Annotated in this window: 16 protein-coding genes and 1 pseudogene; 4 read left to right on the top strand and 13 right to left on the bottom strand. The window is 74.9% G+C overall.

Going from position 1 to position 17,094, the window contains the following annotated elements; genetic code table 11:
* Window positions 1–96 (top strand): annotated as a pseudogene (locus tag ABT106_RS25600) (fasciclin domain-containing protein); the annotation flags it as partial.
* A 119-nt stretch (window positions 97–215) separates the two neighbouring features.
* On the opposite strand, the gene ABT106_RS25595 reads toward ABT106_RS25600, so the two are convergent.
* Both ABT106_RS25595 and ABT106_RS25590 read right to left on the bottom strand, forming a co-directional pair.
* Window positions 216–512 carry a YkvA family protein gene (locus ABT106_RS25595; RefSeq protein ID WP_351281596.1) on the bottom strand — a complete coding sequence of 99 codons (297 nt, stop codon included), beginning with the start codon at window positions 510–512 and terminating at the stop codon, window positions 216–218.
* A 57-nt stretch (window positions 513–569) separates the two neighbouring features.
* Entirely contained in the window at window positions 570–1,031 is a 462-nt protein-coding gene (locus tag ABT106_RS25590; RefSeq protein WP_351281593.1) for a MarR family winged helix-turn-helix transcriptional regulator, read from the bottom strand.
* 130 nt (window positions 1,032–1,161) lie between these two features.
* On the opposite strand from ABT106_RS25590, the gene ABT106_RS25585 reads away from it, so the two are divergent.
* Together ABT106_RS25585 and ABT106_RS25580 are read left to right on the top strand one after the other, a co-directional pair.
* A complete protein-coding gene (locus tag ABT106_RS25585; RefSeq protein WP_351281591.1) occupies window positions 1,162–1,725 on the top strand; it encodes a DoxX family protein in 564 nt (187 codons plus the stop codon).
* Between the two features lie 117 nt (window positions 1,726–1,842).
* The gene (locus ABT106_RS25580) at window positions 1,843–3,645 is read left to right on the top strand and encodes a glycoside hydrolase family 15 protein (protein ID WP_351281588.1); all 1,803 of its coding nucleotides are present in this window, start codon (window positions 1,843–1,845) and stop codon (window positions 3,643–3,645) included.
* 9 nt (window positions 3,646–3,654) lie between these two features.
* On the opposite strand, the gene ABT106_RS25575 is transcribed toward ABT106_RS25580, so the two are convergent.
* From ABT106_RS25575 to ABT106_RS25530, 10 genes are all read right to left on the bottom strand, one after another.
* Window positions 3,655–4,446 (bottom strand): ABC transporter ATP-binding protein, encoded by a 792-nt coding sequence (locus ABT106_RS25575; protein ID WP_502979474.1) that lies wholly within the window; start codon window positions 4,444–4,446, stop codon window positions 3,655–3,657.
* On the bottom strand, window positions 4,433–5,464 hold the full coding sequence (locus ABT106_RS25570; protein WP_351281586.1) for a taurine ABC transporter substrate-binding protein: 1,032 nt from the start codon (window positions 5,462–5,464) through the stop codon (window positions 4,433–4,435). The genes ABT106_RS25575 and ABT106_RS25570 overlap by 14 nt, the downstream gene beginning before the upstream one ends.
* A 71-nt stretch (window positions 5,465–5,535) precedes the next feature.
* Window positions 5,536–6,405 (bottom strand): ABC transporter permease, encoded by an 870-nt coding sequence (locus ABT106_RS25565; protein WP_502979475.1) that lies wholly within the window; start codon window positions 6,403–6,405, stop codon window positions 5,536–5,538.
* 5 nt (window positions 6,406–6,410) lie between these two features.
* A complete protein-coding gene (locus ABT106_RS25560; protein ID WP_351281583.1) occupies window positions 6,411–7,529 on the bottom strand; it encodes an LLM class flavin-dependent oxidoreductase in 1,119 nt (372 codons plus the stop codon).
* 373 nt (window positions 7,530–7,902) lie between these two features.
* Window positions 7,903–8,436 (bottom strand): rhodanese-like domain-containing protein, encoded by a 534-nt coding sequence (locus ABT106_RS25555; protein WP_351281580.1) that lies wholly within the window; start codon window positions 8,434–8,436, stop codon window positions 7,903–7,905.
* Between the two features lie 472 nt (window positions 8,437–8,908).
* Complete coding sequence (locus tag ABT106_RS25550) at window positions 8,909–9,805, bottom strand: STM4011 family radical SAM protein (protein ID WP_351281577.1); 897 nt, start codon at window positions 9,803–9,805, stop codon at window positions 8,909–8,911.
* Window positions 9,806–9,867: 62 nt separating this feature from the next.
* A complete protein-coding gene (locus ABT106_RS25545; RefSeq protein ID WP_351281575.1) occupies window positions 9,868–11,223 on the bottom strand; it encodes an STM4012 family radical SAM protein in 1,356 nt (451 codons plus the stop codon).
* Window positions 11,220–12,104 carry an STM4013/SEN3800 family hydrolase gene (locus ABT106_RS25540; RefSeq protein WP_351281601.1) on the bottom strand — a complete coding sequence of 295 codons (885 nt, stop codon included), beginning with the start codon at window positions 12,102–12,104 and terminating at the stop codon, window positions 11,220–11,222. Before ABT106_RS25540 ends, ABT106_RS25545 begins: the two co-directional genes overlap by 4 nt.
* A gap of 16 nt (window positions 12,105–12,120) precedes the next feature.
* Window positions 12,121–13,284, bottom strand: a complete 1,164-nt coding sequence (locus ABT106_RS25535; protein ID WP_351281572.1) for an STM4014 family protein — start codon at window positions 13,282–13,284, stop codon at window positions 12,121–12,123.
* Window positions 13,281–14,228 carry an STM4015 family protein gene (locus ABT106_RS25530; protein WP_351281569.1) on the bottom strand — a complete coding sequence of 316 codons (948 nt, stop codon included), beginning with the start codon at window positions 14,226–14,228 and terminating at the stop codon, window positions 13,281–13,283. Before ABT106_RS25530 ends, ABT106_RS25535 begins: the two co-directional genes overlap by 4 nt.
* Before the next feature lie 141 nt (window positions 14,229–14,369).
* Between ABT106_RS25530 and ABT106_RS25525 the strand changes: the two genes are divergently transcribed.
* On the top strand, window positions 14,370–14,759 hold the full coding sequence (locus ABT106_RS25525; protein WP_351281566.1) for a VOC family protein: 390 nt from the start codon (window positions 14,370–14,372) through the stop codon (window positions 14,757–14,759).
* 56 nt (window positions 14,760–14,815) lie between these two features.
* Here ABT106_RS25525 and ABT106_RS25520 read toward each other — a convergent pair whose 3' ends face one another.
* Window positions 14,816–16,948 (bottom strand): SpoIIE family protein phosphatase, encoded by a 2,133-nt coding sequence (locus ABT106_RS25520; protein ID WP_502979473.1) that lies wholly within the window; start codon window positions 16,946–16,948, stop codon window positions 14,816–14,818.
* Window positions 16,949–17,094: the final 146 nt, after the last annotated feature.

The raw sequence follows: 17,094 nt of genomic DNA, 5'->3' as shown, positions 1-17,094 counted from the left end.
TACAAGGTCAACGGCACGTCCAGCGTGGTCTGCGGCAACGTCAAGACCGCCAACGCCAACGTCTACATCGTCGACACCGTCCTGATGCCCAAGTAACACCGGGTCGCGCGCAGGGCGCGCGGGGAACCGAGTGAGCGAGCGCCGTGCGGCCCCGGATCCCGGGGCCGCACCGCGCTGTCCCGGTGTCCGGGACGCACGTCAGGCCGGGGCGCACGTCAGGCCGGGTCGGAGTCCTTCAGTCCACCGGGCAGCCGCCCGGCCGCCGCGTGCAGCGAGCGCAGGGCCACCAGGAGGACGCCGATGTCGTCCAGGTACACCGGGTCCGGGATCAGGTCCACGGGGGAGACCGTGTACACGACCGCGACCCAGAACAGGGCCTTGTCGCGCAGCGGAATGCCCGCGTCGAGCAGCAGCCGCCGCGCCGCGAAGACGCGTACGAGCAGTACGACCGCGGCGATGGCCAGCGCGACCGCCACGACCACGGCCAGAGTGAGCCAGACCTTTCCGTCCATGGCGCGCCTATACCCCGTTCCCGGCCCGCTCTACCGGGGCGATCCCGGGGCGGCTCATCAGATCCGGCCGCGCAGGCGGCGGCCGACCTCGCCGAGGCCCTCGGCGAGCACGTCGAGCTGTTCGGGCGTGAGGACGTCGACGAGGACCTCCCGGACCGTGGCCACGTGCCCGGGTGCCGCCTCCTCCAGCCGGGCACTGCCGGCGTCGGTGAGGACGGCGAAGACGCCCCGGACGTCGGAGGGGCAGCTGCGCCGGCGGACCAGCCCGGCCTTCTCCATCTGCGTGACCTGGTAGGTCAGCCCGCTCTTGGAATTGATCAGGCCATTGGCCAGCTCGGTCATCCGCAGCTCGCGCCCGGGGGCCGCGGCGAGCCGTACGAGGATCTCGTACTGCGGGTGCGAGAGCCCGGAGTCGTCCTTGAGCTGCTGGTCGAGGCGTCGGTTCACCAGTGCCGACGCGGCCAGGAAACCGTCCCAGGCCCGCATCTCGCGGTCGTTCAGCCATCTCGTCTCAGCCATGCGGCCAGCGTACACGGGTTGTTCCAATTTGAATCAATGGCTAGGGTCGGGCCCCGGCGGTTCGAATGTGAACAAACCTGAGCAGTGCCGTCCCCGCCCTCCGGACCGCCCGACCGGAAGGATTCCCCCCATGACCAGCCCCTCCGTCACCCCGACGAAGCCGCAGGCCGCCGCACCGGCCGTACCCCCGCCCGCGTTCGCCCCGTCCACCCCCGCGCACGACACCGGCCTGCTGCTCCTGCGCCTGGTCCTCGGACTCACCATGGCCGCCCACGGCACGCAGAAGCTCTTCGGCTGGTTCGGGGGCGGCGGCATCAGCGGCACCGGGCAGTTCTTCTCCGCCAGCGGCTACCCCGCCGGTGACGCCATGGCCGTCCTCGCCGGCCTGACCGAGACCCTCGGCGGCCTCGGCCTCGCCGCAGGGCTGCTCACCCCGCTCGCCGGAGCCGCCCTCTTCGGCACGATGATCAACGCCATCGCCGTCCACGGCGCCGGCTCGTTCTTCGCCCCCGAGGGCATCGAGTACGAGCTGCTGCTCACCGTCGGCGCCGCGGCCCTCGCCCTCACCGGCCCCGGCCGGTACGCCGTCGACCGTTTCCTGCCCGTCGTACGCGCCCACCGGCTCGCGCACGGCGCCGTCGCCGTCGCGCTCGGCGCGGTCCTCGCCGGCGTCCTGCTCCTCGTGCGCGGCTGATGCCGGGGCCGCGCGCGGCCGCGCGCGAGAGGAACCGGCGCGCGCGAGACTAGCGCGCACGAGGGTGTCCGGGGCCTGCGCTGATTGGCCCCGGGCATTCGCGGGAAGAGCGCACAAATGACACAACCCATCGAAGACTACGCACTCATCGGCGACCTGATGACCAGTGGGCTCGTCGGCCGCGACGGGTCCATCGACTGGCTGTGCCTGCCGCGCTTCGACTCGGCGGCCTGCTTCGCCAAGCTCCTCGGAGAAGAGGAGAACGGCCATTGGCGCATCGCCCCGGTAGGCGCCGCACCCGACGAGCGCTGCACCCGGCGCGCCTACGTCGACGGCACGCTGGTCCTGGAGTCGTACTGGGAGACCGGGGACGGCACGTTCAAGGTCATCGACTTCATGCCGCAGCGTGACACCGCGCCCGACGTCGTCCGGATCGTCGAGGGACTCACCGGCGAGTCCACCGTACGCAGCACCCTGCGCCTGCGGTTCGACTACGGCCACGTCGTGCCCTGGGTCCGCCGCGTCGACGGCGAGCGCGTCGCCGTCGCCGGACCCGACTCCGCGTGGTTCCGCAGCGAACCCCACGTGCACACCTGGGGCGAGCGCAACAGCACCCGTTCCGAGTTCACCGTCGCCGCCGGGGAACGCGTCGCCTTCGTCCTCACCTGGCACCCCTCGCACGAACCGCGCCCCACCCCGATCGACCCCTACGCGGCCCTGGACACCAGCCTCGCCGACTGGCACGCGTGGACCTCCCAGTGCACCTACGAAGGCCCCTATCAGGAAGCGGTCACCCGCTCCCTGATCACCCTCAAGGCCCTCACCTACGCCCCCACCGGAGGCATCGCCGCCGCGGCCACCACCTCCCTCCCCGAGGAACTCGGAGGCGTCCGGAACTGGGACTACCGCTACTGCTGGCTGCGGGACTCCACCCTCACCCTCGGGTCGCTGCTCGCCACCGGGTTCCTCGACGAGGCCCGCGCCTGGCGGGCCTGGCTGCTGCGCGCCGTCGCCGGCGACCCCGCCGACCTCCAGATCATGTACGGGATCGCGGGAGAGCGCCGCATCCCCGAGACCGACCTGCCGTGGCTGCGGGGCTACGCCTCCTCCGCCCCCGTCCGCGTCGGCAACGCGGCCGTGGACCAGCTCCAACTCGACGTGTACGGCGAGGTCATCGACTCGCTGTACCTGGCCCGCGCCACCGGCCTCGCCGGCGAGGCACACGCCTGGAAGCTCCAGCTCGCCCTGCTCGACTTCCTGGAGCGCAACTGGCGCAGGCCCGACGAGGGACTGTGGGAAGTGCGCGGCCCGCGCCGCCACTTCGTCCACTCCAAGGTGATGGCCTGGGTCGCCGCCGACCGGGCCGTGCGCACCCTGGAACACGAACCCACACTGCCCGGCGACATCGAGCGCTGGCGGACCATAAGGGACGAGGTGCACCGCGACGTCTGCGAGAACGGCTACGACCCGGAGCGCAAGACCTTCACCCAGTACTACGGCTCCACCGAGCTCGACGCCGCGACCCTGCTCATCCCGCGCGTCGGCTTCCTCCCGCCCGACGACCCGCGGGTCATCGGGACCGTCGCCGCGGTCCAGGAGGAACTGGGGCGCAGCGGCCTGGTCCGCCGCTACAGCACCGAAGGCCCCTCCGTCGACGGATTGCCCGGCGACGAAGGAGCCTTCCTGGCCTGCTCGTTCTGGCTGGCCGACGCGCTCCATCTGACCGGCCGGGAGAAGGAGGCCCGCGCCCTCTTCGAACGGCTGCTGGCCGTGCGCAACGACGTGGGACTCCTCGCCGAGGAGTACGACCCCATCGCGGGCCGCCAACTCGGCAACTTCCCCCAGGCGTTCAGTCACGTCGGCCTCGTCAACACCGCCCTCACCCTCGCCCGGGGGGAGGAGGCCGTGGCGATCCCGTAGGGCGCCTCGCTACGGCCGCCGCACGGCCTCGGTCAGCCGGCCCCGCAGCCGGGCGAACTCGGCCGAGGCCCGCAGCGCGGGGACGTCCGTGTCCGGCCCCCGGTCGAGGCCCACCGGCAGCTCCGCCACCACCCGGCCCGGGCCCGCCGCCATCACCAGGACCCGGGAGCCCAGCAGGACCGCCTCCTCCGCCGAGTGCGTCACGAACAGCACGGTCGTGCCGAGCCGCCCGGCGAGGGCGCGGACCTCCTCCTGGAGCCGCTCCCGCGTCAGCGCGTCCAGCGCTGCGAACGGCTCGTCCATCAGCAGGAGTTCCGGTTCCCCGGCCAGCGCCCGCGCGAGCGCGACCCGCTGCTGCTGGCCGCCCGACAGCTCCCAGGTACGCCGCCCCGCCGTCCCCGGCAGCCCCACCCGCTCCAGGAGCTCCGCGATCCGCCGGGGCCGCCCGGCGCGCGGCACCCCGTGCCGGGCCAGGGCGAAGCCGATGTTCCCGCCGACCGTCCGCCAGGGGAACAGGCGCGGCTGCTGGAACACCACCCCAGCGCCCCCGCCCGGGCGCGGGGCCGCGCCCCGTACCAGGGCGGTTCCCGACGAGGGCCGCTCGAACCCCGCGACGACCCGGAGCAGGCTCGTCTTGCCACAGCCGGACGGCCCGACCAGCACGACGAACTCGCCCGCCCGGATCCGCAGGTCCACGCCCTCCAGTGCGGTCACCGGCTGCCGGGCCGAGCCGTACCGGACGGCCACCCCGGCCAGGTCGACGACGGCGACATCCCTGCCGGGGAGGTCAGTTCGCGGCACGGCCGAGCTCCTCCACCGCGAGCGCCCGCCCGAACACCGCCTCGTCCGGCACCGCGTCGACCGCCTTCTGGCCCTTCAGGAACACCGCGGCGTCGTGCAGGTTGGCCGCCAGCCTGCCCGGGGCGCCGGGCGTGCCCAGGTACTCGGGGCCCGTCTGCTCCTTAGCGCTCAGCAGCACCAGTTCCGACAGCTGCTGCTTCGCCTCGTCCGCCGGCAGCCCGAGTTCGGCGCCGATCGACTTCGCGGCCGCGTCGGGGGCCGTGCGCGCCTGGGCCACGGCCTGGTCCTGCGCCTTGAGCCAGGCGGTGAGCACCTCGGGGTGCTTCGCGGCGAACGCGTTCGTCACCACGCCGAGGTCGGCGGTGGGCTTGCCCTGCCGCGCCAGCTGCCGGCTGCTGACGAGCACCTTGCCGTCCTTGCGCAACTCGCCCAGCGACGGCGTCCACACGTACGCGGCGTCGATGTCCCCCCGCTTCCACGCGGCGAGCGCGTCCTGCGGCTGGAGGTCGATGATCTGCACCGCGGACGGCTCGACCCCGGCGGCGGTCAGGGCGGCGAGCAGCGAGTAGTGGGCGGTCGACCCGAAGGGGGTGGCCACCTTCTTCCCGGCCAGCTCCTGCACCGAGTTGATCCCCGTCTTGGCGACGAGCGCCTCGTTGTCGCCGATCAGGTCGTGGATCCAGACCACCTTGTACGGGATGTTCAGCGGTGCGGACAGGCCCTTGGTGACCGGGCTGGAACCGGCCAGGCCCAGGTCCACCGCCCCGGCGAGGACCGCCGTGTTGACGTCGCCGCCCGACTCGAACTTGACCCACTTGACGTCGACGTCGGGCAGCGCCTTCTCCAGGAGCCTCTGGTTCTTCACCACCAGGTCGGCATTGGGTATCGCCTGGTACGCGATGCGTACGGCGGTCCGCCCGCCCCCGTCGCCGTCACTTCCGCACGCGGCGGTGGTGGAGGCGGTCAGTGCGACCGCCGCGGCGAGCAGGACGGTCCGGCGGGACAGGATTCCGGGCATGGCGGTACTCCGTGTGAGGTTCGGGACGTGGAACGTCCGGTGTTCGGCAGGGGTGGGACGCGCGGGCGGACTCAGGTCCGGCCGCGCCACGGGACCGCGACCCGCTCGACGAGGCGCAGCAGGGCGTCCAGCACGATCCCGGACAGGCCGATGGCGATGATGCCGGCGATCACCAGCGCGGTCTGGTTGTAGCGCTGGGCGTCGCGGATCATGCCGCCGATGCCCGGGACGCCGTTGATGGTCTCCGCCGCGACGACGGAGGTGTACGCCACCCCGACCGCGATCCGGACGCCGGTGAGGATCTCGGGCAGCGCCGAGGGCAGCCGTACGGACAGCAGCAGAGCCACCGGGCCGGAGCCCAGGGCCCGCGCGGCTTCGACGAGCTGGTCGGGCACCGTGCGCACGGCGGCCGCCGTGGCGGCGGCGATCGGCGGCAGCGCGGCGATCACCAGCAGCCAGATCTTCGGGGCCTCGTCGATGCCGAACCAGATGACGAGCAGCGAGAGGTACGCGAGCGGCGGCAGGGTCCGCAGGAAGGTCACCGCCGGCTCCAGTACGACGGCCAGCGGCCGGACCGTACCGATCAGCAGGCCCAGCGGCACCCCGGCGAGCACGGCGTACCCGGAACCGGTGGCGATCCGGCCCAGGCTCACCCCCAGGTGCTCCACCAGCAGGTGCCCGCCGACGCCCCGTACCCCGTCGTGCACGGTCGAGGCGAGGAGGAACTGCCGCCACACCTCGCCGGGCGAGGGCACCAGCACCCTCGGCCACACCCCGGCGGCGACCACTGCCTGCCAGGCCGCGAGCAGGACCACCAGCGCCGTGAGCCGCAACGCGCCCCAGCGCAGCGCCTCGTGCAGCCGGCGCCGTCGCGGGGACGGCTCCCCGCCCGGCGGGGCGGCGGGTTCCCGGAGCCGGTCCTGGCCGGTCTGCGTCGTCAGCGCCGTCACGCGCCGGCCCCCGCCCCGGCCAGCGCGCGCAGCCGCGGGGCCACCTCCTCGCCGACCCGGTACGCCTCCTCGAGGTGCGGGTAGCCCGACAGGACGAACTCGTCGATGCCCAGGGCCCGGTACTCGGCGAGCCGTGCGGCCACCTCGTCGTGCGAGCCGACCAGCGCGGTACCGGCGCCCTCGCGGACCAGGCCGATGCCCGCCCACAGGTTCGGCGACACCGTCAGGCGGGCCGCGTCCGCGACCCCGCCGTGCAGGGCCGCCATCCGGGCCTGCCCGGTGGAGTCCATGGCGGCGAACCGTTCCTGCGTCGCCCGTACCGCGTCCGGGGCCAGGCCGGCCAGGATCCGGTCCGCCTCCGCCCAGGCCGCGGCGGCCGTGTCCCGGCTGATCACGTGCAGGCGCAGCCCGAACCGCACGGTCCGGCCCACCGCACGCGCCCGGTCCCGCAGCCGGGCCACCCGCGCGGCGACCGCGGCCGGCGGCTCGCCCCACAACAGCTGTACGTCGGCCCGCCGGGCGGCGACCTCCTCGGCGGCGGGGGAGGCCCCGCCGAAGTACAGCGGTACGGGATGCCGCAGCTCCGGATCGGTGAGCCGGGCCCCCTCGACGCGCAGGTGGACCCCCTCGTGATCCACCTGCTTGCCGTCGAGCAGGGCCCGGAGCACCGCCATCACCTCGTCGGTGCGGGCGTAGCGGGCATCGTGCTCCAGCAGGTCCCCGTACGCGCGCTGTTCCGCCGGATCGCCGCCGGTGACGACGTTCAGCGCGAGCCGGCCGCCCGCGAACCGGCGAAAGGCGTCCGCCTGTTGGGCGATCAGGGTCGGGCTGGCGAACCCGGCGCGGAAGGCCACCAGGAAGCCGATGCGCGTGGTGTGCTGCGCGAGGGCGGAGGTCAGGATCCATGGGTCGACGCAGCCGAGGCCCACCGGCGTGAGCAGCGAGTGGAAACCGGCCTGCTCGGCGGCGCGGGCCACCTGGGCCAGGTACGGGACGTCCGCGGGCCGCCGGGTGGCGGCGCCCGTACGTCCCTGCACGGCGGTGACGCCGCCGGGGTCGCGGCCGTCCCCGCCGGTGGGCAGGAACCAGTGCAGCAGGAGGGGGTTTTCCGGCATGGGTGAACCTCGTCGGAGCGGCGCCGTACTGCGCGCCGACGCCGCGGAAGAGGGCGGTGGCACGTGTACACGGGCAGGGGGGCAGGCGGAACTCCGGCGCGGGAAGGACGCGCTGCGGAGGGTGTGTCACAGGTGCGCGCGAAGGGGGCGCGGATGTCCGTACGGTGTCAGAAGCGGCGGATCAGGAGATCAACAGCCGTGCGTACGGGAGGAGTCGGCCCGACAGAGCATGGTCGAGACACGCAGCAGATCCACGTGACGACGCGATACGAGTACAGGGGCCATGGCCGCATCCTGTCGGTGTCGGGCGGGCTGGGACAAGCGGGGTCCGGATGCTGGACGTCTTCGTTCCGGGATGCGGTACGGGGCGGGCTCAGCGCCGCCGGTTGAACGGCAGGCGGCCGAGCACCAGTGCCATCCCGCAGGTGTCGGTGACCGCCGAGAAGACCAGCCCGGCGCCGATGCCGGCGGAGAGCAGCTGGAACGCCGGGTGGACCAGCAGTCCGAGCACCAGTCCGAGCAGAACGAGCGAGCCCGCGGTGACCCGTACCTGACGCTCCATGGCCCAGACCGACCGGGGCCCCTCGGCGGGGTGGTCGAGGCCGTGCCCGCCGGCCGACCAGGACCGGGTGCCGCCGGCCAGGCTGGTGGACGGGATGCCGTGCGAGGCGAGGGTGCGGGCGGCGTTCTCCGAGCGGGCGCCGGTCGCGCAGACCAGCAGCAGGCCCTTGTCCTCGGCGGCCCGTCGCAGCTCGGGCAGGGAGGGGGCGATCCGGTCGAGCGGGATGTTCACCGCGCCGGGGAGGTGGCCGGAGGCGTACTCGCCCGGCGTGCGGACGTCGATCACGGTGAACTCCTCGGGGCGGGAGAGGACCTGGCCGGCGGTGAGGGTGGCGGGAACGCTCATGGTGGACGGGCTCCTTGCGGGACGTGGAAGGACGTGGACGGACATGGAAGGGCGCGGAAGCGGGACCCGTGCGACGGGGCCGCGGCCGGGCTTCGGGGAGAGCGGGGCCGCGGGATGCGCGACCGCGGGGGAGGGGGCACCGGGGCGGGGATCGCCCGGGGACCGGGGCCCGGCCGGAACCCGTCCGGAGCGGCTGTCCGGAGAACGCCCGTCACGCGAAGGCGCGGCACGGTGCGGAATCCGGGGCAGGGCAGGCGTCAGTTACGACAACAGGAGCGCGACAGGAGGCGCTGGGTGACGGTGACGGCCATGCCGCGGATCATAGGCCCGGCGACGCGATCAGGCCAGCGGCCGCGCCGTCCCGGGCGGTCGCCGGCGGTCCCGGGCGGCCGGGCAACGGCTCCGGCGGCCCGAAGGCGCTGCGCGCACCCGGCCCCCGGGGCCCGGCCGGGCGGCGGGGGGAGGGGGAGTGTCAGCGCTGCGCGAGCGGCAGGTCCGGGAAGCGCGGTCCGGTCGTCGGGGGAGGGACCGCCGTCGGGCCGGGCGCCGGGATGCGTTCGAGGACGCCGCCCGCGAAGACGTCGTACAGCGGCAGCGTCTCCAGGTGGACGTAGCCGATGTGGCACTCGCAGACCGCCAGCGGGCAGGCCCGCGGGCGCAGCGCCGCCCGGTAGGAGCCGTCGTACAGGTTGCCCAGCTCCGTCTTCACGAAGTGGCAGCGGCGGACCGTGCCGTCGCCGTCCACCGAGATCACCGACTCGCCGGTCCGGCAGGGCAGGCCCGCCGAGCGGTGGGGGTGGCGGCTGTACGGGAACAGCGGGTCCAGGGCCGTCCAGCGGGCCGCCTCCGGATCCGTGTAGGTGTGCCCCTCCGCGGCGTTGACCCACAGGTAGACCTGCGGCGGCAGCGCCTCCCGCAGCCGGCGGGCCTCCGCGAGGTGCTCCGGGAGGCCGACGACGCCCACGCTGAAGCGGATTCCGGCGTCCGCCAGCTCCCGGCACCGGCCCAGGAAGCGGTCGTACGGTGTCTGCCCCGGGTGGTACGTGCACCAGAGCGCGAGCGTGTCCGGATCGGCGGCGGCGGTCCACCCGGTGCGGCCGCTCAGGTTCGTCTGGATGGCGACCCGCCGGACGTGCGGCAGGTGCGACAGCTCCGCCAGGGTGCGCCGGTACCAGGAGCGGACCAGGCCCTCGCCCCACGGGGTGAACAGCACCGAGAGCCGGTCCGCGGTGTTCCCGGCGGCCCAGGCGGCGAACCGTTCCAGTGCCGCCCGGTCGGCGGCCAGCGTCTCGCGGCTGTCCCGGCGCTTGGCGAACGGGCAGTACGGGCAGTCGTAGTCGCAGGAGGCCAGCGGCCCCCGGTAGAGCACGGTGAGCTCCCGCGGCCGTTCCGGGATTCCCGCCGAGGCACCCGCCGGGCCCCGCGGGGCCGTCACTTGCGCGCGTACGCGGCCATGGCGGCCCGTACCTCCGCCGAGAACAGCGCCGGACCGACCGCGTCCGAGTGCGCGAGCCCCTCGGGGGTCAGCCGGAGCAGTTCCGGATCGTCCGTCAGCCAGCCGCGCGCCGCGAACGCCGCCAGCTCCGCCGGGAAGTGCTCCCCGGGGCCGCCGCCGAACCGCTCCCGGTACTCCGCCACCGGCATGCCCGCCGCCTGGAGCAGCGACTGCATCAGGTGCCGCCGCCGGGCCTCGTCCGCGTCCATCCACCGGCCGTACTCCGCCCGCGCGAAGTCGGCCCGCGGCCGCGCCACGTAGTCGTCGACGATCGTGCGTATCTCCCGCATGTCCACCGCGTAGTCGAAGGAGTAGTGCAGCTCGGAGGTGTAGGAACGGGCTCCGCAGCCCAGGCCCACCATGCCGTCGGTCTGGCACGCGTAGTCGTCGGCGCCCGCCGCCGGAGCGCCGGGGAGGCGGAACATCCGCATCGACACCTGTTCGTACCCGGCGGCCAGCAGGTGGTCCCGGCCGGTCCGGTACAGGCGCAGCCGCTGTTCGTCCCAGCTTTCGGCGGGATCGGCGGGCTCGCCGGGCCGGCGGCCCAGCGCCGTCAGGGGGCGTACGTACAGCGGGTAGAGGTACAGCTCCTCCGGGCGCCAGGCGAGGGCGGCGTCCAGGGAGTACCGCCAACTGGCCTCGGTCTGGCCCTCGATGCCGTAGATCAGGTCGATGTTCAGCACCGGGATGCCCGCGTCCCGGACCCGGGACAGCGCCGCCTCCACGTCCGCGCGCTTCTGCGGGCGGACCGCCGTCCGCGCCTCCTGCGGTACGAAGCTCTGCACGCCCAGGCTCAGCCGGGTCGCGCCCCGGTCGGCGAGGACCGCGAGGCGGTCCGCCGTGGTGGTGGCCGGCGAGGCCTCCACCGACAGCGGCACCGCCCGCAGGTCGGCGCCCGCGCCCTTCTCCGCGATGTCGCACAGCCGTTCCAGCTCGGAGGCGGTCAGGAACGTCGGCGTGCCGCCCCCGAAGGCGGCCGCCGCGAACCGGACCGGCCCGCCGCCGCCGGCGTCGTCGAGGGCCTCGCGGACCGCGTCCGCCTGGCGCTCCAGCGCGTCGAGGTAGGCGGTGGTCAGCCCCTCCGGGGCGCCGATCCGGGTGAACAGGTTGCAGAACCCGCAGCGGACCTCGCAGAACGGGACGTGCAGGTACAGCGAGAGCGCGTGCTTCGGCTGGTCCGCCCACAGGCCGCGCAGCCCCGGCCGCTCGGGCAGCCGCCGGTACGCCGTCTTGTGCGGGTAGGCGTACACGTAACTCTCGTACGGGGTCGCCGTGCCGGTGCCGGTCGTCATCGTGCCGCCGCCTCCTTCGGTGCTGATACGGGTGCTGCCGGTGCCGGTGCCGGTGCCGGTGCCGGTGCGCGCCGCGGTCGCGGCGGCTCCAGGGAGAACTGGGCGTACGGGACGGTCCACACGGCCTCGTGCGCCAGGCGGTGACCCGTGTAGCCGTCGTCCCCGTACGTCGTCCCGTGGTCGGAGCAGACGATCGCGAAGCACCGGCGGCGCGAACGCATCGCGTCGAACAGCCTGCCGATGTGCCGGTCCACGTACTCCAGCGCCGCCGCGTGCGACTCCCACGAGTCCCCGGCCGCCGCGGTCGCGCCGTCCAGGTGGAACCAGTTGGGCTGGTGCATCGCCGACACGTTCAGGAACAGGAACAGCCGCCGGTCCGCCGGGAGCGCGGCCACCACCTGCTCGGCGCGGGCCACCTGCGCCTCGAAGGAGGCCGGGGACGCCACCCCGAACTCCGGCTCCCAGTGGCTCTCCTGGAACATCCCGGGCAGGACGGAGCCCAGCGCGCCCCGCCGGTCGAAGAAGCCGACCCCGCCCACGCACACCGTCCGGTAGCCCGCCCCGGCCAGCCCCGACACCAGGTCCGGGGTGTCGAACACCCAGGTGCGCCCGGCGGTGCTCTCGCTGCCCGCGAACCGGGCGGCGAACAGCCTCGGGTGCGGGCCCGGTCCGGCCGGAGTGGGCAGGAATCCGGCGAACATCGCCTGGTGGGAGGCGTAGGTGAAGCTGCCCGGAGCGTGCCGTCGCTCCCAGGTGCCGCCGGGCAGGTGCGCGGCGAGGTGCGGGATGCGGCCCTCGGCGGCCAGCCGGACGGCGACGTCGTACCGCAGGGTGTCGAGGGTGACCAGCAGCAGGTCGTCACGGCCGACGACCTCGTTCATGTCGGGGGTGGGCAGGTCAGCGGCGGGCGGTGCGGGGTGCATGGTGGTCCTGTCGTGCCGGGGCGTGTACGGCGGCCAGTTGGGCCGCATAGGTGTCGAGACCCGCGGCGGGCGAGCCGGGAAGCCCGGCGAGCCCGGGCAGCAGGTCCCCGAAGGCGTTGACCTCGCCGACGGCGAACCCCCGCCAGCCGGTGGCGGGCAGCAGGTCCACCCCCACGCAGAGGGTGGCGGGGAAGACGGCCGCGGCGCGCTCGCAGACGGCGAGCGCGTCGCGCTCCCAGCTGCCGCCCGCCGCGGTCACGGCCGCCACGGCGGCGGCGAGGTCGCCGCGCGCGCCGCCGAGGTGCAGGTTGGTCATGGGCCCGCCGGCGGTGCGGACCACGGCGTGCGTGGCCCGGCCCGCGACCGTCACCACCCGCAGATCGGCCGAACGTTCCCCCTGGGAGGCCTTCGGCAGCCAGCGCTCGATGTGCAGCCCGTCGGGGGCGAGCGCGTCGAGGACAGCGCCGATCACCCGCTCGTCCTCGTACCGGCGCACCCGCAGCGAGTTGTGCAGGGCGCCGGAGGGGGAGCGCTCCACCGACGTCGTCGCCCGGACGCGGCCGCCCGCGCCCGCTTCGAGGGCCAGGACGCCGGAGGCCGAGGATCCGTGCGCGAGCTTCACGAACACCCGGCGGAAACCGGGCCGCGCGAGGACCTCCCGTACGTCCGTCCAGCCGCGCACCGGCGCCGCGCCGGGGCCGGAGGTCGGGGAGGCCGGCACCGGGACCCCCGCCCGGTCCAGGGCGTGGTGGCACCGGCGCTTGTCGAACAGCACGGCGAGGTCCGCCGGAGTGGTGAGCAGTCGCCCGCCGGCTTCCGCGACCCCGGCCGCCACGGCCTCCACGGCCGCGGTGAACCGCTCGTACCAGCGGGCGGTGCCCTCCACCCGCGTCGGGTCGGACACCCCGCGCAGCAGCCGCTCGACCTCGGGGTCCTCGCCCGGCGAGTCGATCCGCACGGTCTCGCCCCGCCGGAACTGGGCGCCGCCGCCGAGCACGTCCCGCCAGGACACCACGCGGGCCGCGGGCAGCCCGCGGGCGCGCACGGCCTCCTGGTAGAGCGCCACGCGGCGGCCCGCCGGATTGCCGACGACCGCCGGCGCGGCGGCCGGCAGAGCTGCCGGCGGGCCCGGGCTCACTCCGCCACCGCGACGTACCGGTAGACCGTCCCGTCGTACTCGTCCGCATCGCCCGCTTCCAGGGCGAGGACCACACCGTGCGGCTCCAGCGCCGCGCGCAGCCGCTCCTGGAGGTCCGCGCCGATGTAGTGGTGGTCGAGGTCCAGGCGGGACAGGTGGGCGAGCGAGGCGCCTTCCAGCAGGGCGGTCGCGCCCTCGTCGGTGAGGATGCCCATGGACAGGTCCAGGGTCTCCAGCCGCCCCACCACGGGGGCGCCCGCCACCGCGACGGCGACCGCGTCCTGGATCTCGCTGTTGCGCAGCCCGAGGTGGCGCAGGGCCGGAAGCAGCTCGCCCGACAGGATCGGCGCGAGGTCCTCCGCCCCGGTGTCCGCGCCGTATTCGGAGGTGCCGAGCCACAGGTCGAGGACCTCCAGGGAGGGCAGGTCGCTCGCGGCGGCGCCGCGCACCACCTCCTTGGGCAGGCCGCCGGTCTGCACCACCAGCTTCCGCAGCCCGGTGTGTTTCACGGGCGTCAGCGCCAGCCCCGTACCGCCGCGCACCCCGAACTCGCGCAGCTCCGGGAAGGCCTCCAGGAGCGGGGTCACGTCCGACTGCACGATCCACGAGATCTCGGACTCCTCGCCCTCGATGTCGCCGAGGAAGAGGTGCCGCAGGAGGGGGAAGTCGTCGGCGGCCGCGGCGAGGACGGACACGATGGCCGCGCTGGAGACCTCGTACGACTCCTCCCAGACGCCCACGATCAGCGCGGTGACCCGGCGGGTGTCGACGGCGGCCGTGAAGCGGGCGTACGCCTCGCTCCAGGTCTCCCCGGTGTCGTGCTCGTCGGCGCGCACCCGCCAGGCGACGGCGCCGGCCTCGGGCAGGGCCCGCTCGTCCCCCGGGGCGGGGAAGTCGAAGGCGGGGAGCCCGCCCAGCTCCGAGAGGTGTACGACCTGGCTCATGCGCTGCTCCTGAGGGTGAACGGGCCGATCCGACGAGCGGCCGGTGCGACACCAGTTCTACCAAGGGCCACCGACATCCCGGTCCGCGGGGAAGGGGCCCGCGCACCGCGTACGGACGGGCACCGCGGGTAAGCGCGGGCCATGACTGTCGCGAAGACGAGCGTTCTCGTACTGGACTGCGCCGATCCCGAGGCGCTTGCCGCGTTCTACGCCGAGCTGCTGGGCGCCGAGGTGCGGGCGGGGGACGGCCCGGACACCGTCGAGGTCATCGGCGGCGCCGGCGTCCACCTCGCCCTGTGCCGGGACCACGGCTACGCGCCGCCGAGCTGGCCGCGCCCGGAGGACTCCCAGCAGGCCCACCTGCGCATCCTGGTCGCCGCAGACGACCTGGACGAGGCCGAGCGGGAGGCCGTCTCCCTCGGCGCCCGCCCGCTGGCCGTCGATGTCGGCGAAGGCCCGCGTGACGCACGCCTGTTGAGCGACCCGGCGGGTCACTCCTTCACCCTGGCCGCCACGCACCTGGCCCGCTGAAACCGGTTCGTCGGGGAGGGGCGCGCCTCGTGCCCGCGGCGCGCGCCGCGGCCCGGCTAGGGCGTGCGCGTGGCCAGCAACAGGGCCGTGTCGTCCGGGCGGTCGACGGTGCTGCCCGCCTCGCCGATCAGCCGGTCCGCGGTCTCCGTCAGCGGCGTCGGCCGGGCCGCGGCCAGGGACAGCCGCAGCCGTTCCACCCCGACGTCGATGTCGGTGCCCGGCTTCTCGACCAGCCCGTCCGTGTACAGGGCGAGCACCGACCCGGTCTCCAGGCACAGTTCCGTCACGGGGTACGAAGCCTCGGGGTCGATGCCGAGGACCACCCCGCCCGCCAGGTCCAGCACCTCGGTGCGGCCGTCCGGGTGGCGCAGCAGCGGCTGGGGGTGCCCGGCCCGTACGGCCCGGGCGGCGCCCGTCTCCGGGTCCAGCAGTACGTAGCAGCAGCTCGCGAACTGGCCCGGGTCCAGGTCGATCAGGAGCTGGTTCGTGCCGCTCATGACCTCCTCGGGGCTGCTGCCGGTCAGTGCGAACGCCCGTACCGCGCTGCGTAGCTGGCCCATGGTGGCCGCGGCCGCCACTCCGTGGCCCTGGACGTCCCCGATGACCAGGGCCAGCAGTCCGGAGCCCGTCTCGACGACGTCGTACCAGTCGCCGCCGACGTCCATGCCCAGGGTGCCGGGCAGGTAGCGGCCGACCGTCTGCACGTGCTCGCGCACCGGCAGCCGGTGCGGCAGCAGCGCCGCCTGGAGCCCGCGGGCGAGCGCGGCCTCGCTGTCGTAGCGCCGCGCCCGCTGCAGGGCCTGAGCGATCAGCCCGGCCAGCGCGGTGAGCACCGTACGCTCCTCCGGGCTGAAGCCGCGCGGCGCGTCGAAGCCGAGGATGCACGAGCCGACGGGCCGTCCGGAGGCGATCAGCGGCAGGAAGGCGCGGGCCCCGACATCGGCGTCCAGCGGGATCCCCGGATACGCGGCGGCGAGGTGCTGCATCGACTCGAAGAACAGCGGCCGGCCCGAGGTCAGGGTTTCCACGCCGGGGAGCCGGACGTCGAGCCCCACCCCGTCGAAACGGTCGAGGAAACCGGTGGGGAAGCCGGTCTCCCAGGCGAGGTGCAGGTGCCGCTCGTTCAGCAGGTAGATGGCGAGCTGACGGCCGCCGAAGGCCGGCAGCAGCTCCTCGGTCACCACCGCCGACACCTGACGGGCCGTGACCGCCTCGGTCAGCGCGATGGCGAGGGCCACGGGCCGGTACAGCGTGGAGGCCCGGTCCGCCGCCGAGCCGGGTCCCGCCTCCGGAGCGGCCACCGCCGCGGGCGCGTACGAGGGCTTCTCGGCGGCCCCGACCGTCAGGGTGACCCCGTCGGGCCCCGGGTCCAGGACCACGGACAGCCAGTCCCCGGGCGGGTGCCAGCCGCGCCGGGCGGGGAAGGACACCGACTCGGTGGACATGAAGACGGCCCGGAAGTGGTCCTCGTACGCCGGATGCCCCAGCCAGGGCACCGCCTCCCACAGCTCCCGCCCGAGCAGCTGCGGCTCGCCGAGGCCCAGCAGGTCCTGGGCGGCGGAGTTGGCGAAGTCGATCCTGCCCTGCCGGTCCACGGACAGCACCGCCCGCGCGAGCCGGTCCACGGCCTCGCGGGGGCTCACGTGCCGGGCCGGGGGCCGGAGCAGCACCGGGTCCCCGTCCCAGACCACCGGGTTCCCGTGCGCCGCCAGCCCGGCCAGCTCGCCGGCCAGCCGGTCCGCGGCCTCCCGCAGCCGCTCGCGGTCCACGGCCCCGACCGGGATTCCGGGGGTCGCGGGGCGCAGGGCGAACACGACGCCGAACCGCTGCCCGCCGGAGGTGACCGGCTCGTACAGCGACGCGAAGGGGAACGGCAGCCCGGCCATCAGCTGCGGGAAACGCCGCATGGCCCCCTCGGCGTCGGCCAGGTGCACGGCCTGGCCGGACCGGAACGCCTCGGCCACCGGGTACGGGCGGTTCGCGTGCATGCGCCACCACGGCCGGAACAGCTGGCCCGGGAGCCCGGTCAGCACCGCCATCCGAAGCAGCCCCTCGGTGCCCGAGCGCAGGTAGACCCCGCCCGCGTACCCGCCGACGGCCGCCACACCTTCGGCGGCGGCCCGGGCGAGTGCCTGGGCCGTGGCGGCACGGCCGGGAGCGGGGCCGTGGTCGTACGGTCTCGCCGTCACCCCGTCAGGATGCCCCCTCGGCGGTGGTGGCCGCACCCCGGCGGCGGGGCCGCCCCGCGTCCCCGGCGGGGCGCCCCCCGCGGCCCCGGGCCCGATGGGGAAGTGGGGGGGGGGGGGGGGTGTGGGGGGGGTTGTTGGGTGGTTTA

This window comes from Streptomyces sp. NPDC002044, assembly GCF_040296725.1.
Lineage (GTDB): Bacteria > Actinomycetota > Actinomycetes > Streptomycetales > Streptomycetaceae > Streptomyces > Streptomyces antarcticus.
The sequence above is the reverse complement of the archived record's forward strand: the minus strand, read 5'-3'. Positions and strand labels throughout refer to the sequence as shown.

What these genes read in the sequence shown, in the direction of transcription:
- ABT106_RS25560 (WP_351281583.1), bottom strand. Translation starts at nt 7,529, where the DNA reads ATGCCGGAAAACCCCCTCCTGCTGCACTGGTTCCTGCCCACCGGCGGG.
- ABT106_RS25570 (WP_351281586.1), bottom strand. Translation starts at nt 5,464, where the DNA reads ATGCCCGGAATCCTGTCCCGCCGGACCGTCCTGCTCGCCGCGGCGGTC.
- ABT106_RS25595 (WP_351281596.1), bottom strand. Translation starts at nt 512, where the DNA reads ATGGACGGAAAGGTCTGGCTCACTCTGGCCGTGGTCGTGGCGGTCGCG.
- ABT106_RS25525 (WP_351281566.1), top strand. Translation starts at nt 14,370, where the DNA reads ATGACTGTCGCGAAGACGAGCGTTCTCGTACTGGACTGCGCCGATCCC.
- ABT106_RS25590 (WP_351281593.1), bottom strand. Translation starts at nt 1,031, where the DNA reads ATGGCTGAGACGAGATGGCTGAACGACCGCGAGATGCGGGCCTGGGAC.
- ABT106_RS25585 (WP_351281591.1), top strand. Translation starts at nt 1,162, where the DNA reads ATGACCAGCCCCTCCGTCACCCCGACGAAGCCGCAGGCCGCCGCACCG.
- ABT106_RS25540 (WP_351281601.1), bottom strand. Translation starts at nt 12,104, where the DNA reads ATGAACGAGGTCGTCGGCCGTGACGACCTGCTGCTGGTCACCCTCGAC.
- ABT106_RS25580 (WP_351281588.1), top strand. Translation starts at nt 1,843, where the DNA reads ATGACACAACCCATCGAAGACTACGCACTCATCGGCGACCTGATGACC.
- ABT106_RS25545 (WP_351281575.1), bottom strand. Translation starts at nt 11,223, where the DNA reads ATGACGACCGGCACCGGCACGGCGACCCCGTACGAGAGTTACGTGTAC.
- ABT106_RS25530 (WP_351281569.1), bottom strand. Translation starts at nt 14,228, where the DNA reads ATGAGCCAGGTCGTACACCTCTCGGAGCTGGGCGGGCTCCCCGCCTTC.
- ABT106_RS25555 (WP_351281580.1), bottom strand. Translation starts at nt 8,436, where the DNA reads ATGAGCGTTCCCGCCACCCTCACCGCCGGCCAGGTCCTCTCCCGCCCC.